This window comes from Streptomyces sp. MI02-7b, assembly GCF_033793585.1.
In the GTDB taxonomy this organism is placed as follows: domain Bacteria; phylum Actinomycetota; class Actinomycetes; order Streptomycetales; family Streptomycetaceae; genus Actinacidiphila.
The window spans coordinates 104,515-118,339 of record NZ_JARAWX010000016.1; the positions used below are offsets into that span (position 1 = coordinate 104,515).

The following is a 13,825-nucleotide window of genomic DNA, read 5'->3' on the forward strand; positions in this document are numbered from 1 at the left end:
CCCCACTCGGGGTGCGCGGCCCGCCCCGGGCGGGCGGGCCGCACGACCCTGGACATCAGACGTTGACGCCGAAGTCCTGCGCGATGCCGCGCAGGCCGGAGGCGTACCCCTGGCCGATGGCCCGGAACTTCCACTCCGCACCGTGCCGGTACAGCTCGCCGAAGACCATGGCGGTCTCGGTGGAGGCGTCCTCGGTGAGGTCGTAGCGGGCCAGTTCGTTGTTGTCGGCCTGGTTCACCACGCGGATGAACGCGTTGCGGACCTGGCCGAAGGACTGCTGACGAGTCTCGGCCTCGTAGATCGACACCGGGAAGACGATCTTGGCGACCTCCGGCGGAACCGTGGCCAGGTTCACCTTGATCTGCTCGTCGTCGCCCTCGCCCTCCCCGGTCAGGTTGTCGCCGGTGTGCTCCACGGAGCCCTCGGGGCTCTTGAGGTTGTTGAAGAACACGAAGTGCTGGTCGGAGAGGACCTTGCCCTCCGCGCCCGTCAGCAGCGCGCTCGCGTCCAGGTCGAATCCGGCGCCCGTGGTGGTGCGGGCGTCCCAGCCGAGGCCGACGATGACGGCCGTGAGGTTGGGGGCCTCCTTCGTCAGCGAAACGTTGCCACCCTTGCTGAGGCTGACTCCCACGAGTCCTCCCATGTCATCGCGTGTCGCTCGTAACAGGATCAACGCCCTGAGGGTAGTACCCGGTTCCCTCCGGCTACAGGGCTTCGAGCGCCTTGACGTACTCGTTCAGGTCACGGGCGTCCGGCAGGTCGTTGACGACGCTCCAGCGGACGACGCCCTCCTTGTCGATGACGAAGGTGCCGCGCACCGCGCAGCCCTTGTCCTCGGCGAAGACGCCGTAGGCGCGGGAGACCTCGCCGTGCGGCCAGAAGTCGGAGAGCAGCGGGTAGTCCAGGCCCTCCTGCTCGGAGAAGACGCGCTGGGTGTGCATGGAGTCGTTGGAGACGGCCAGCAGCTGGACGTCGTCGTTCTGGAACGACGGGAGCTCGTCCCGCAGCGCGCACAGCTCGCCCGTGCAGACGCCGGTGAAGGCGAAGGGGAAGAAGAGCAGCACGACGTTCTTGGCGCCCCGGTAGTCCGAGAGCCGCACGGCCTGGCCGTGCTGGTTCCTCAGCTCGAAGTCGGGGGCGATCTCTCCTGCGGCGAGCGCCATGCGGGACACACCTTTCCGGTGACGGGGGCTGCGACGGGACCCTCACGGCCCGGCCGTCCGGCTCCCCAGTCAACCACTGCCCGCGGAACGGGACGCAAGACGCCCCCGCGGCACGGTGCCGCGGGGGCGTGAGGTCCGTCCCAACGCCTCAGCGCTTGGCGGCCTTGGCCGACTTGGGGGTCACCAGCCGGCTGGCGGTCCAGTCCTTGGAGACGTTGACACTGCTGGTCTGAGCGAGGCCGGCAGTCTGCGCGGCCTCTCCGATGTCACTCGGCTCGACGTGCCCGTCACGGCCGGTCTTCGGGGTCATGAGCCAGATCTGGGCGCCGTCGTCGACGGCGGACGTGGCATCGACCAGGGCGTCGGTCAGGTCGCCGTCATCGTCGCGGAACCACAGGACGACACCGTCGGCGACGTCGTCGTAGTCCTCGTCCGCGAGCTCTTCGCCCGTGATCTCCTCGATACCCTCACGGAGCTCCTGATCGACGTCGTCGTCGTAACCGAGCTCCTGGACCACCTGTCCGGGCTCGAAACCAAGCCGGCTTGCCGGGTTGGTCCGCTCCTCCGCGTGGCCCGCGGTCGCGCTCACGCTCTGCCTCCTGTCATGGGGGTTGTCTTCCCGCTCCTGTGCGGGGTTATGGGCGGTAGTCCACACGGGCGCGGCGGATCGCGCAAGTACCCGGCCGCCCATCCCGCCCAAACGTTGACGTGTCACCGCAACCCGAACTGCGAAGGGTGACGTGGCTCACTCCACTATGCCAGCATTTCTCCCGAATCGGGGTCGCGGTCGGTCGTACGTCCGAGTGGGCGTACAGTTGCGATTTGGTCGGTCGGCCACCGGAAGCCACGCAGCAGCCCCGCCAGGGGGCTTGTAGGTGGGTCTGTCGCGCTACATGACGGTTACCGCTCAGTAGAGATGACGTATCCCTAACGCGCGGTACACGATGGAGGCGGCTTGACCCCGTAGAGCAATGCCTAGAAGCGAAGGATTAGCGTGGCTTCCGGATCAGATCGCAACCCGATCATCATTGGCGGCCTTCCCAGCCAGGTCCCGGATTTCGATCCCGAGGAGACGGCGGAATGGCTCGACTCGCTTGACGCCGCTATCGACGAGCGCGGACGCGAGCGCGCCCGCTACCTGATGCTCCGCTTGATCGAGCGAGCCCGCGAGCGGCGCGTGGCCGTGCCCGAGATGCGCAGCACGGACTACGTCAACACCATCGCGACCAAGGACGAACCGTTCTTCCCCGGCAACGAGGAGATCGAGCGGCGCATCCTGAACGCGACCCGCTGGAACGCGGCGGTCATGGTGTCCCGCGCGCAGCGGCCCGGCATCGGCGTCGGTGGCCACATCGCCACCTTCGCTTCCTCGGCCTCCCTCTACGACGTGGGCTTCAACCACTTCTTCCGGGGCAAGGACGACGGCAAGGGCGGGGACCAGATCTTCTTCCAGGGACACGCCTCTCCGGGTGTCTACGCGCGCGCGTTCCTGCTGGACCGGCTCTCCGGAACCCAGCTCGACGCGTTCCGCCAGGAGAAGTCCAAGGCCCCTTACGGCCTGTCCAGCTACCCGCACCCGCGGCTCATGCCGGACTTCTGGGAGTTCCCGACCGTGTCCATGGGCCTCGGCCCGCTGGGCGCGATCTACCAGGCCCGGATGAACCGCTACATGCAGGCGCGCGGCATCGCCGACACCGAGCAGTCGCACGTGTGGGCCTTCCTCGGCGACGGCGAGATGGACGAGCCGGAGTCGCTCGGCCAGCTGTCCCTGGCCGCCCGCGAGGGCCTGGACAACCTGACCTTCGTCGTCAACTGCAACCTGCAGCGGCTCGACGGCCCGGTGCGCGGCAACGGCAAGATCATCCAGGAGCTGGAGTCGCAGTTCCGCGGCGCCGGCTGGAACGTCATCAAGCTGATCTGGGACCGCACCTGGGACCCGCTGCTCGCCCAGGACCGCGACGGCGTGCTGGTGAACAAGCTCAACACCACGCCCGACGGCCAGTTCCAGACGTACGCCACCGAGACCGGCGCGTACATCCGCGAGCACTTCTTCGGCGACGACCAGCGGCTGCGCGCGATGGTCGAGGGCCTGTCCGACGACCAGGTGCTGCACCTGGGCCGCGGCGGCCACGACCACCGCAAGATCTACGCGGCGTACAAGGCGGCCCGCGAGCACAAGGGCCAGCCGACCGTGATCCTGGCCCAGACCGTCAAGGGCTGGACCCTGGGCCCGAACTTCGAGGGCCGCAACGCGACCCACCAGATGAAGAAGCTGACGGTCGACGACCTCAAGCGCTTCCGTGACCGGCTGCACCTGCCGATCTCCGACAAGGAGCTGGAGTCCGGCGCCCCGCCGTACTACCACCCGGGCCGGGACTCGGAGGAGATCCAGTACATGCACGACCGCCGCAAGGGCCTGGGCGGTTACGTCCCGACCCGCGTCGTGCGTGCCAAGCCCCTGGCGCTGCCGGACGACAAGGCGTACGCGGCGACCCGCAAGGGCTCCGGCCAGCAGACGATCGCCACCACCATGGCGTTCGTCCGGCTGCTGAAGGACCTCATGCGGGACAAGGAGATCGGCAAGCGCTTCGTGCCGATCGCCCCCGACGAGTACCGCACCTTCGGCATGGACTCGCTCTTCCCGTCGGCCAAGATCTACAACCCGCTGGGCCAGACGTACGAGTCGGTCGACCGCGAGCTGCTGCTGGCGTACAAGGAGTCCCCGACCGGCCAGATGCTGCACGACGGCATCTCCGAGGCGGGCTGCACCGCCTCGCTGATCGCCGCGGGCTCGGCCTACGCCACGCACGGCGAGCCGCTGATCCCGGTCTACGTCTTCTACTCGATGTTCGGCTTCCAGCGCACGGGCGACCAGTTCTGGCAGATGGCCGACCAGCTGGCGCGCGGCTTCGTGCTGGGCGCCACCGCCGGCCGCACCACGCTGACCGGTGAGGGCCTGCAGCACGCCGACGGCCACTCGCACCTGCTCGCCTCCACGAACCCGGCCGTGGTCGCCTACGACCCGGCGTACGGCTTCGAGATGGCGCACATCGTGCGGGACGGCCTGCGCCGCATGTACGGCGGGACGCCCGAGGCGAACGAGGACGTCTTCTACTACCTCACCGTCTACAACGAGCCGATCGTCCAGCCGGCCGAGCCGGCGAACGTGGACGTGGACGGCATCCTCAAGGGCCTGTACAAGTACAAGGCCGGCGAGGCGGGCGTGGTCCCGGCGCAGATCCTGGCGTCCGGTGTCGCGGTGCCGTGGGCCGTCGAGGCGCAGCGCATCCTCGCCGAGGAGTGGAACGTGCGGGCCGACGTCTGGTCCGCGACCTCCTGGAACGAGCTGCGGCGCGACGCGGTCGCGGCCGAGGAGCACAACCTGCTGCACCCGGAGGAGGAGCAGCGCGTCCCGTACGTGACGCGCAAGCTCTCCGGCTCCGAGGGCCCGTTCGTGGCCGTCTCCGACTGGATGCGGGCCGTCCCGGACCAGATCGCCCGCTGGGTGCCCGGTGTCTGGCAGTCGCTGGGCGCGGACGGCTTCGGCTTCGCGGACACCCGCGGCGCGGCGCGGCGTTTCTTCCACATCGACGCGGAGTCGGTGGTCCTCGGCGTGCTCACCGAGCTCGCCAAGGCGGGGAAGATCGACCGCTCGGTGCTGAAGCAGGCCATCGACCGCTACCAGCTGCTCGACGTGGCCGCCGCCGACCCCGGCGCGGCCGGCGGCGACGCCTGACGGTCCCCGCTTCGCACGGGCCCCCACCGCGGTCGCGGTGGGGGCCCTGCCCTTTCCCGCGGGCTCACGGGCGGCCGGTCACTGGTCGACGATCTGGAAGGCCCGGATGGTGTGCCGGGACTGCGGCACCCAGGTGCCGGAGGGGAACGTCACGAAGTCGCCCTCGGTGGAGCACTCGGCGCTCTGGTAGGTCGTCACGAGCTTGCGCGTGCGGTTGACGAAGGACTTCGCGGTGACGCCCGCGGGCAGCGGCACGCAGGAGTTGACGTCGGTGTCCGCGAGCTCGTGGACGGTGCGGGGGCCGCCGTAGTCCGGCCGGGCCCACAGGCACAGTTCCCCCGGGTCGCAGCCGCCCGCGGGGGCCGCCCCCGCCGTCGCGGGGGACACCAGGACGGCGGCGCCCGCGGCCAGGGCGAGCGGCAGGGTCAGGGTCAGGGTCAGGGCACGGCGCATGTGGATCACTCCCCGTTGTCGGTACGCCCGGTACGGGGCACCACCGTGAACGACGAGGCCCGGGGCCGCCAAGGGCCCCGGGCCTCGATCACCCGGATAGGGAGTTCGCCGGCGTCAGACGTGCACCGCGCCGCCGGCGGCGTCCGCGTTGACGCCGCGCTTGGTCAGGAAGGCGACGGCCGCCGCGAAGGCGGCCACGATGCCGGCCACCATGAAGGCCAGCCCCATCCCGGACAGGAAGGTCTCGTGCGTGACCTTCGTGATCACGGCGACGACCTCGGCCGGGGTGTTCGGGGCGACCGGCGGCACGCCCACCACGACCGCGTCCGCGGCCTGCGCGGCCTGCTCGCCCTTCAGCGGGGGCAGACCCGCCGCGGCCCACTTCCCGGGCAGCGCGCTGTCCACCCGCGAGGCCATGATCGTCCCCAGGACGGCGGTGCCGAGGCTGCCGCCGACCTGCATGGCGGAGCCCTGGAGACCGCCGGCCACGCCGGACAGCTCCAGCGGGGCGTTGCCGACGATGACGTCGGTGGCACCGACCATCACCGGGGCGAGGCCGAGGCCGAGCAGCGCGAACCACAGGGACATGACCAGGGAACCGGAGTCGGCCTCCAGGCCGGTCATGCCGAACATGGCGACCGCCGTGCACACCATGCCGCCGACCAGCGGCACCTGCGGGCCGAACTTGGTGATCAGCATGCCGGCGACCGGCGAGCTGACGATCATCATCGCGGTGAGCGGCAGCAGGTGGACACCGCACTCCACCGCCGACATCCCGTGGACGTTCTGCAGGTAGAAGGTGACGAAGAACAGGCCGCCGAGGAAGGCGAAGGCCATCAGCACCATCAGCAAGGTGCCCGCGGACAGCGGCACCGAGCGGAACATCCGCAGCGGGATCAGCGGCTCGGAGGCCCTGGTCTCCCAGAGCGCGAACAGCACGAACAGCAGCACCGAGCCGATCAGGAAGAGCAGGGTCTGCGCGTTGCCCCAGCCCCACTCCGGAGCCTTGATCAGGCCCCACACCAGGCCGAACATCGCGCCGGAGAGCAGCAGGATGCCCGGGATGTCGAAGGAGCGCGGCGCCTTGTCGGCGCGGACGTCCTTGAGGATCACCAGGCCCATGGCGAGCGCGATCAGGCCCACGGGCACGTTGATGAAGAAGACGGACTCCCAGTTGACGTGCTCGACCAGCAGACCGCCCGCGATCGGCCCGGCGGCGGTGGAGGCGCCGATGACCATGCCCCAGATGCCGATGGCCATGTTGAGCTTCTCGGCCGGGAAGGTGGCCCGCAGCAGGCCGAGCGCGGCGGGCTGCAGCAGCGCGCCGAACACGCCCTGCAGCACGCGGAGCCCGATCACCATGCCGACGCCGCTGGAGAGGCCGATCAAGCCCGAGGTGACCGCGAAGCCCCCGAGGCCGATCAGGAAGGTCTGCCGGTGCCCGAACCGGTCGCCGAGCTTGCCCGCTGTGATCAGCGACACGGCCAGGGCGAGCATGTACCCGGTGGTGATCCACTGGATCTGCTCCCGGGAGGCGCCGAGGTCGGCCTGGATGGCCGGGTTGGCGACGGCGACGATGGTGCCGTCCAGCGCCACGACCATGACGCCGATGGCGACCGAGAAGAGGGTCAGCCAGGGATGGCCGCGGAGTGGCTTCTTGGCAGGCGCCGGTATGGGGTCCGGGGCCTGGCCGGTGACGACGGAGGCTTGGGTCATGGGCAAGAGATTATGGCAGCGTCTGACATTTGACCAAAGCATTCATCCGTCGGTGACTGTCAGGAAGCAGAACCGTTTCGAAGGGGGGCCCGGAAAGGTGGACGGCAGATGACGTACGCGATGCCCAGGACGCCCGTGTGCGGCCTGCGGGAGCGCAAGAAGCAGCGCACGCGGGACGCGCTCGTGCGGGCCGCGGTGGAGCTGTTCGTGGCGCAGGGCTACGACCGGACGACCGTGGACGAGATAGCCGCCGCGGTGGACGTCTCGCAGCGCACGTTCTTCCGCTACTTCGCGGGCAAGGAGGAGGTCGCCCTCGCGCTGGAGGACACCGTCGAGGACGCCTACGTCTCCGCGGTCGCGGCCCGGCCGCCCGGCGAGCCGCCGTTCGCGGCGCTGCACGCGGCGCTGGGCGCGTCGTGGGACGGCATCGGCGCGCTCATCGTCGCCGTCGTGCCGCTGCCCACGTACATGGCGATGTACCGGGTCATCGAGTCCACGCCGACCCTGCTGGCCGCGCAGATGCGCCGCTCGGCCGTGCTGGAGGGGCGGCTGGCGGCCGTCATCGCCGCCCGTGAGGGCCTGGACGCGGCCGATCCGCGGCCGCGGGTGCTCGTGGGCGCCGTCGGCGGGGTGCTCAGAGCCGCCCAGCGGCTGTGGGGCGGCGGCGACGAGACGAGCGTGGAGTCGATCCGCCGGATCACCGAGGAGCACCTGGCCCAACTCGTCCCCGTGCTGACACAACCGTGGGACGAACATCAGCGTGTGTCCGGAATCTCCTTCTTTCAAACGTGACTTGAGTCACGGCGTGCTCAGGGGACCGGCGCCGTCTCCTATGGTGGCACGCAGTGAATTTCGCCGACGAGCGTTTCAGCTCCCCCTCCCTGCGCGCCCTCCTGGCCCTGGCCGTGGTCTTCGTCATGCTGTCGACCACCGGCTGGACGGCGCTGCGTCACCACACCGGTGACAGCGACCCCAAGTCCCTTGCCGCGGCCGCCTGGCGGCACGCCACGGTGGGCGGCCGTCCGCTGCCCGATCCGCAGGCCGGGGCGAACGCCGTGGCGCGTTTCTTCGGCACGCTCGGCCCGGCGCAGGCCCAGCGCCTGGCGAAGCGCTACCCGTTGATCGTGGGCAACCTCAACGGCGCGCCGCTGACGCTGCGTTACCAGGCCAACCAGATCACGCTCGGCACCGAGCGGGCCCGGGAGAACGCCCGCTCGCACAGCCCGCTGCTCAGCGCCGAGGGCCGGAAGGACGCGGCCGAGCTGGCGAGCCGCTATGCCTCGCTCCAGAAGCCCGGCCGGCAGATCCTCGCCTTCGACCCGGCGGGCCGGGGCCGGGTCGCCGAGGTCCTCGGCGACCTGAGGCGCGCGGACCGGGTCTCGATCGTGGTGCCCGGTGTCGACACCGACGTGATGTCCTTCGAGCGCACCGCCCTCCCCTACCGGGCACCGGCGGGCATGGCGCACTCCCTGTACGCCGCCGAGCGGGCCGCCGATCCGGGCGCCCGCACGGCCGTCATCGCGTGGGCCGACTGGACCACCCCGCTCGGCGTGGGCCTGGACGCGTCCACCGGAGAACGGGCCGAGCAGGGCGCGGTCCGGCTGACCGCCCTGGTGCGGGCGCTGCCGGCGCGCGGCGACGTGGCGCTGTTCTGCCATTCGTACGGCTCGGTGCTGTGCGGTGTGGCCGCACCCGGTCTGCCGGCCGGCCGGGTCTCGGACATCACGGTCTTCGGCAGCCCCGGCATGCGCGTGGACCGGGCGGCCGATCTGCGCACCGGCGCCCGCGTGTGGGCCACCCGGGACAGCTCGGACTGGATCGGCGACGTACCGCACCTGGAGATCGCGGGGCTGGGCCACGGCGCGGACCCGGTCTCCCGGGCCTTCGGCGCCCGGGTCGTCAGCTCCGACGGCGCCGAGGGCCACGCGGGCTACTTCCGCTCGGGCACCGGCAGCCTCGCCAACTTCACCCGTATCGCCCTCGGGCGCTTTCCGGACGTCCGCTGCGCCGAAGGCAGGTCCTGCACGGCGGGCGTGGCCTAGACCGGCCTCACACGGCAGGTTCCCCCGGCGGGAACCCGGCCTACGATGACTCGTATGGGTGACGTATTGGCCGGATCCAACGCCGTATGGGAGTTCGATGCCGACGCGGTCCTCATCCGGTACGAGCGGGGGATGCGCAACTCCAGGCTGCTCCAGGTGCTCGGCCGGCGCCGCGTCCCCTACGCAGCTCTGTCGGGCGTGGAGCTCGCGCCGGGCAGGCGCGGCACCCTGGTGCTGCGCGCCGTGCCGCGGCCGGGTGCCGACCCCCTGATGGAGGCGGCGGACGGCCAGCTCAAGGAGGCCGCCGACCCCTACCGTCTGGTGCTGCCCGCCGCCCGCGAACCGCTCGCCGAGCAGTGCGCCGAGCACCTGCTGACCGCGATCGGCGCCCGGGGCGCCGACGCGGACGAGCCGGCCCCGCACCACCTCGTGGACGCCCCCGCCCCTCCCCTGTCGTTCAAGGCGTACGACGGGAGGGCGTCCTTCGACGGGCACACGGTGTCCTTCCGCTGGTTCTGGACCGGCGCCTCCACGGCGAAGTGGCGGGCCGGCGACCAGCACTTCCCGGTCGCCGGGCTGACCGGCCTCGACTGGCGCTCCCCCGAGGCACTCGGCGGCCACCTGCGGCTGCTCCCCCGCGACGGCGGCGGCCGGCTGCCGGGCGGCGCGGACGACGACCCGACGGCCGTGGTGTTCGGCCTCGGCTACGGCCCGGTCCACGAGTCGCTGCCGCTGGCGGCGGCCGTCCTGGCGGCGATCCAGCGGGCCGCGCGGTCGCGGCCCGCCCTGGAGCGCGAGGGCTACTCGCGCGCCGCCGACGTGGACGACATGTCCGCGTAGCGGTCACCGGCGACCTGTCCCGCGATCGGTTCCAGCCACCCCAGCTCGGTCTCGTCCAGGACGATCCGGGTGGCGGCGGCGTTCTCCCGCACGCGCTCGGCCTTCCGGGTGCCCGGGATCGGGACGACCGCCAGCCGGTGCACCTGGGCCCGCTGCTGGACCCAGGCCAGGGCGATCTGGCCGGGTGTGGCGTCGTGCGCCTCGGCGGCCCTGCGCAGCGGCTCCAGCAGATCGGCGTTGCGCTTGGCGTTCTCCCCGGTGAAGCGGGGCTGGGCCTGCCGGAAGTCGTCCGCCGTCAGCTCCGAGGCGGCCCGGAAGGAGCCGGTGAGGAAGCCGCGCCCGAGCGGGGAGTACGGCACCACGGCCACGCCCAGCTCGGCGGCGGCACCGGCGAGGGAGACCTCCACGTCACGGCTGAACAGCGACCACTCCGACTGCACGGCCGCGATCGGGTGCACCGCGTGCGCCTCGCGCAGCTCGGCCCCGGTCACCTCGGACAGGCCCAGGTGCTTGACCTTGCCCGCCCGCACCAGCTCGGCCATCGCGCCGACCGACTCGGCCAGCGGCACGGCCGGGTCACGGCGGTGCATGTAGTACAGGTCGACGACGTCCGTGCCGAGACGGCGCAGGCTGGCGTCGACGGCCTGCCGGATGTAGGCCGGGTCGTTGCGCACGCCGCGGTACCGCAGGTCGTCGGCCTTGCGCTCGATGCCGAACTTGGTGGCGAGGGTGATCTCGTCGCGGTGCGCCCGCACGAAGGGGGCGAGGAACTCCTCGTTCGCGCCCAGGCCGTAGACGTCGGCGGTGTCGAAGAGCGTGACGCCGAGGCCGAGCGCCGCCTCCAGCGTGGCACGGGCGGCGCCCTCGTCGGTCGGTCCGTAGAACTCGCTGATGCCCATGCAGCCCAGGCCCTGCACGCCGACCAGGGGGCCGTCCGTGCCGAGTGCGACCGTGGCGATCGGCTCGTTGTTCGTGTCGGTCATGGGGTTCATGCCCTCTCGGACGCCCTGGGGGCGTCGGCGTAGACGTCGATCTTGTGGTCGAGGACCGCGAGGGTGTCCTGGAGCTCGGCGATCCGCTGCAGCACATCCCGCCGGGTGGACTCCAGCAGGTCCCGGCGATCGGGGAAGGTGTGATCGCCCAGCCGCACCAGCTCCGCGTAGCGGACCATGTCCGCGACCGGCATCCCGGTCAACCGCAGTTTGCCGACGAAGGCCAGCCAGTCCAGGTCGCGATGGGTGAAGCGGCGCTGCCCGGTGTGGGACCGGTCGACATGCGGCATCAGGCCGATCCTCTCGTACCAGCGCAGGGTGTGCGCGCTCAGGCCGGTGAAGGCGGCGACCTCGCTGATCGTGTAGCGGTCCCGGCCGGCCGGGAGGGGGTGCGGCGCCTCGTCGGCGCTGCCGGGTGCGCTGCCGGGCTTGCTCTTGGCCACCTGCGTCACGGTCATGGGTTCCACGCTAAAACCCTGGAGTGCACTCCAGGCAAGGGCATTGGTTAGGCTCACCGTCATGCGGAGCCTGAGCAGCCTGAGCGCGATCGAGAACTGGCCTGTCCCGACGGCCGCGGCGGCGGTCGTCCGCCGCGACGGCACCGTCCTGGGAACGTACGGCGAGACCGGGCGGCGCTTCCGGCTGATGTCGGTGACCAAGCCGCTGTCCGCGTACGCGGCGCTGGTCGCGGTGGAGGAGGGCGCGGTCGAACTGGACGAGCCGGCCGGCCCGGAGGGCTCGACCGTACGGCACCTGCTCGCGCACACCTCCGGGCTCGCCTTCGACGAGCACCGGGTGATGGCGGCGCCCGGCACCCGGCGGATCTACTCCAACGCGGGCTTCGAGGCGCTGTCCGACCACATCGCCAAGGCCACCGAGATCCCCTTCGCCGAGTACCTGCGGCAGGCGGTGCTGGAGCCGCTCGGCATGCACGCCACCGACCTGCCGGGCTCGGCGGGCGCGGGCGCCGTCTCGACCGTGGACGACCTGGTGCGTTTCGCCGCCGAACTGCAGGCGCCGCGGCTGCTGGCGCCGGAGACGGTGGCCGCGGCCACCTCGGTGGCCTTCCCGGGGCTCAAGGGCGTCCTGCCGGGCTACGGCGGCCAGGACCCCAACGACTGGGGTCTGGGCTTCGAGATCCGGGGCCACAAGTCGCCGCACTGGACGGGCGCGTCGTCCTCGCCGGGCACCTACGGGCACTTCGGGCAGTCCGGCACGTTCCTGTGGGTCGACCCCGGGGCCGGGGCGGCCTGCGTGGTGCTGACGGGCCGTGACTTCGGCGAGTGGGCGCTGCCGTTGTGGCCCGCGCTCACGGACGCGGTGCTGTCGCAGTTGTGACCAGCGTCAGCGGGATCGGTCCGCAGGACCGCCCGCTGAAGCTCCGCAGCAGCGAGCCTGCCAGGTGCCGGGGATCGGTGGAAGCGGCCACCCGGCCGCGGGCGTTGACCAGCGCGGCCGGGGCCGGCAGCCGGCGCAGCAGCGGCAGCACGGCGGCCTCGAAGTGGCGCAGGTAGACGTCCGCGGCGGCCACGCCGAGGAAGCGGCCGCCGTGCTGGACCGGCACCGACAGCGTGAGGCTGTACTCGTCGGAGCACAGGTAGTCCACGTACGGTCCGGCCACCGCGCGTTCGCCGGTGGCGCGGGGCAGCGCGAACCAGTCCCAGTGGGTGTAGTCGGAGTACGCCGAGGTCTGCGGGTCGAGGTCGAGCAGCAGCGGCCGCAACTCCCCGTCCCGGTGCGTCTGCCACCACTCCAGCCAGGCCGGTACGTCGCCGAGCAGCCCGGGTTCGGCGATGAAGCCGATACCGGAGATCAGGTCGCCCCGGCCGCGCAGCCGGTCGTGCAGCAGCGGCCGCAGCGCGGCGAGGTCGGCGGAGGTGGGCGCGCGGCCTGCCGCGCGCACGGCGGCGACGGCGGTGGTGCGTTCGGCGACCTGGCCGACGGCGGCGAAGACGTCCTCGAGCGCCGCGCGGACCCGGTCCACGACACCGGCGGCGACGTCCTCGACGACGGTTGATGAGCTCATGACCACGGCGACTGCCTCCGGTGCGGGAGACGGGAGGTGCGGGGCGCCCGGGTCAGCCGGCGGCGGTCAGACGCAGTCCGATCAGGCGCTCCATCGCGTCCTGAACCCGCCGTTCGGCCAGGGACCTGGCCCGTTCCGCGTCGCCTTCGCGCACGGCGCCGATCAGCGCGCGGTGCAGCGCGACGGCCGCCGCGCGGGCGTCGTCCTCCCCGAGTGCGAGACAGATTAGCGCTCCGATCTCCGCCTGGATACGGATCTCCTCCTTGGTGAGACGGGCCGACTGGGAGGCGGCGGCGAGTTCCACATGGAGCCGGCCGTAGACGCGGCCGCGGGCGGCGAGGTCGTCGGCCGTCTCGAACTCCTCCAGGGAGCGCCGGAGCGGGGCGAGGTCGTCCGGTCCGGTGCGCTCGGCGGCCAGTCGCGCGGCGGAACCGGCCACGGCGGCCCAGTGGTCGGCGAGGTCGCGCAGTTCCTCGGTGCTCCAGTCGGCCAGCCGGTGGCCCAGCCGGGCGTGCCGGGGCTGGCCCGGGGCGGTGACGAAGCTGCCGCCGCCGCGGCCGCGGCGGGTGGTGACCAGCCCCTGCTGCCGCAGGGCCATGAGCGCCTCCCGCAAGGTCACCGTGGACACGCCCAGCCGGGTGGCCAGTTCGCTCTCCCCGGGCAGTTGCTCCCCGTCGGCCAGCAGGCCCAGCTCGATGGCGTCCGCCAGCCGCCGCACGACCGCGTCCACCCGGGCGAGGTTGCCGACGGGCGCGAAGACGGCGTGCAGCGCGCCATTCGAAAGTTTGCTCACCCGGACACCTTCTCACTTGGGGAAAGTTTTACCCCGGCCAGGCCTTGTCCTCTGAAATATAACT

At 71.8% G+C, this 13,825-nt stretch carries 14 protein-coding genes; 5 read left to right on the top strand and 9 right to left on the bottom strand.

The annotated features are described in order from the left end of the window. Positions 1 to 55: 55 nt before the first annotated feature. The 3 genes from PV364_RS25370 to PV364_RS25380 all read right to left on the bottom strand — a co-directional run bounded on the left by PV364_RS25370 (position 56) and on the right by PV364_RS25380 (position 1,752). Complete coding sequence (locus PV364_RS25370; protein ID WP_319662594.1) at positions 56 to 631, bottom strand: TerD family protein; 576 nt, start codon at positions 629 to 631, stop codon at positions 56 to 58. Positions 632 to 704: 73 nt separating this feature from the next. Continuing rightward, on the bottom strand, positions 705 to 1,163 hold the full coding sequence (locus PV364_RS25375; RefSeq protein ID WP_319662595.1) for a peroxiredoxin: 459 nt from the start codon (positions 1,161 to 1,163) through the stop codon (positions 705 to 707). Positions 1,164 to 1,311: 148 nt separating this feature from the next. Further along, on the bottom strand, positions 1,312 to 1,752 hold the full coding sequence (locus PV364_RS25380) for a DUF3052 domain-containing protein (protein WP_319662596.1): 441 nt from the start codon (positions 1,750 to 1,752) through the stop codon (positions 1,312 to 1,314). Between the two features lie 405 nt (positions 1,753 to 2,157). Between PV364_RS25380 and aceE the strand changes: the two genes are divergently transcribed. Further along, on the top strand, positions 2,158 to 4,899 hold the full coding sequence (aceE, locus tag PV364_RS25385; RefSeq protein WP_319662597.1) for a pyruvate dehydrogenase (acetyl-transferring), homodimeric type: 2,742 nt from the start codon (positions 2,158 to 2,160) through the stop codon (positions 4,897 to 4,899). Positions 4,900 to 4,977: 78 nt separating this feature from the next. On the opposite strand, the gene PV364_RS25390 is transcribed toward aceE, so the two are convergent. Next, positions 4,978 to 5,352, bottom strand: coding sequence for a peptidase inhibitor family I36 protein (locus PV364_RS25390; protein WP_319662598.1), 375 nt, complete (start codon positions 5,350 to 5,352; stop codon positions 4,978 to 4,980). Positions 5,353 to 5,466: 114 nt separating this feature from the next. Then, on the bottom strand, positions 5,467 to 7,068 hold the full coding sequence (locus PV364_RS25395; protein ID WP_319662599.1) for a DHA2 family efflux MFS transporter permease subunit: 1,602 nt from the start codon (positions 7,066 to 7,068) through the stop codon (positions 5,467 to 5,469). Between the two features lie 108 nt (positions 7,069 to 7,176). On the opposite strand from PV364_RS25395, the gene PV364_RS25400 reads away from it, so the two are divergent. The 3 genes from PV364_RS25400 to PV364_RS25410 are packed head-to-tail and all read left to right on the top strand — an operon-like array spanning position 7,177 to position 9,950. After that, complete coding sequence (locus PV364_RS25400; protein WP_319662600.1) at positions 7,177 to 7,860, top strand: TetR/AcrR family transcriptional regulator; 684 nt, start codon at positions 7,177 to 7,179, stop codon at positions 7,858 to 7,860. Positions 7,861 to 7,913: 53 nt separating this feature from the next. Next, positions 7,914 to 9,110, top strand: coding sequence for an alpha/beta hydrolase (locus tag PV364_RS25405; RefSeq protein ID WP_319662601.1), 1,197 nt, complete (start codon positions 7,914 to 7,916; stop codon positions 9,108 to 9,110). A 54-nt stretch (positions 9,111 to 9,164) separates the two neighbouring features. Beyond that, a complete protein-coding gene (locus PV364_RS25410; protein WP_319662602.1) occupies positions 9,165 to 9,950 on the top strand; it encodes a DUF4429 domain-containing protein in 786 nt (261 codons plus the stop codon). On the opposite strand, the gene PV364_RS25415 is transcribed toward PV364_RS25410, so the two are convergent. Beyond that, entirely contained in the window at positions 9,911 to 10,933 is a 1,023-nt protein-coding gene (locus tag PV364_RS25415) for an aldo/keto reductase (RefSeq protein WP_319662603.1), read from the bottom strand. The genes PV364_RS25410 and PV364_RS25415 overlap by 40 nt on opposite strands. Positions 10,934 to 10,938: 5 nt before the next feature. Then, positions 10,939 to 11,400, bottom strand: a complete 462-nt coding sequence (locus PV364_RS25420) for a MerR family transcriptional regulator (protein ID WP_319662605.1) — start codon at positions 11,398 to 11,400, stop codon at positions 10,939 to 10,941. Positions 11,401 to 11,461: 61 nt separating this feature from the next. Here PV364_RS25420 and PV364_RS25425 point away from each other — a divergent pair, with 61 nt between their 5' ends. Beyond that, the gene (locus PV364_RS25425; protein ID WP_319662606.1) at positions 11,462 to 12,280 is read left to right on the top strand and encodes a serine hydrolase domain-containing protein; all 819 of its coding nucleotides are present in this window, start codon (positions 11,462 to 11,464) and stop codon (positions 12,278 to 12,280) included. Here the strand turns inward: PV364_RS25425 and PV364_RS25430 are convergent. Then, positions 12,252 to 12,968: a cache domain-containing protein gene (locus tag PV364_RS25430; protein WP_319662607.1), complete on the bottom strand. Its 717-nt coding sequence runs from the start codon at positions 12,966 to 12,968 to the stop codon at positions 12,252 to 12,254. The genes PV364_RS25425 and PV364_RS25430 overlap by 29 nt on opposite strands. Before the next feature lie 52 nt (positions 12,969 to 13,020). Further along, the gene (locus tag PV364_RS25435) at positions 13,021 to 13,761 is read right to left on the bottom strand and encodes a FadR/GntR family transcriptional regulator (protein ID WP_319662608.1); all 741 of its coding nucleotides are present in this window, start codon (positions 13,759 to 13,761) and stop codon (positions 13,021 to 13,023) included. Between the last annotated feature and the right edge of the window lie 64 nt (positions 13,762 to 13,825).

Coding starts and splice junctions, on each gene's coding strand:
- PV364_RS25415 (WP_319662603.1), bottom strand. CDS start 10,933: ATGACCGACACGAACAACGAGCCGATCGCCACGGTCGCACTCGGCACG.
- PV364_RS25395 (WP_319662599.1), bottom strand. CDS start 7,068: ATGACCCAAGCCTCCGTCGTCACCGGCCAGGCCCCGGACCCCATACCG.
- PV364_RS25390 (WP_319662598.1), bottom strand. CDS start 5,352: ATGCGCCGTGCCCTGACCCTGACCCTGACCCTGCCGCTCGCCCTGGCC.
- PV364_RS25400 (WP_319662600.1), top strand. CDS start 7,177: ATGACGTACGCGATGCCCAGGACGCCCGTGTGCGGCCTGCGGGAGCGC.
- PV364_RS25410 (WP_319662602.1), top strand. CDS start 9,165: ATGGGTGACGTATTGGCCGGATCCAACGCCGTATGGGAGTTCGATGCC.
- PV364_RS25430 (WP_319662607.1), bottom strand. CDS start 12,968: ATGAGCTCATCAACCGTCGTCGAGGACGTCGCCGCCGGTGTCGTGGAC.
- PV364_RS25420 (WP_319662605.1), bottom strand. CDS start 11,400: ATGACCGTGACGCAGGTGGCCAAGAGCAAGCCCGGCAGCGCACCCGGC.
- PV364_RS25375 (WP_319662595.1), bottom strand. CDS start 1,163: ATGGCGCTCGCCGCAGGAGAGATCGCCCCCGACTTCGAGCTGAGGAAC.
- PV364_RS25425 (WP_319662606.1), top strand. CDS start 11,462: ATGCGGAGCCTGAGCAGCCTGAGCGCGATCGAGAACTGGCCTGTCCCG.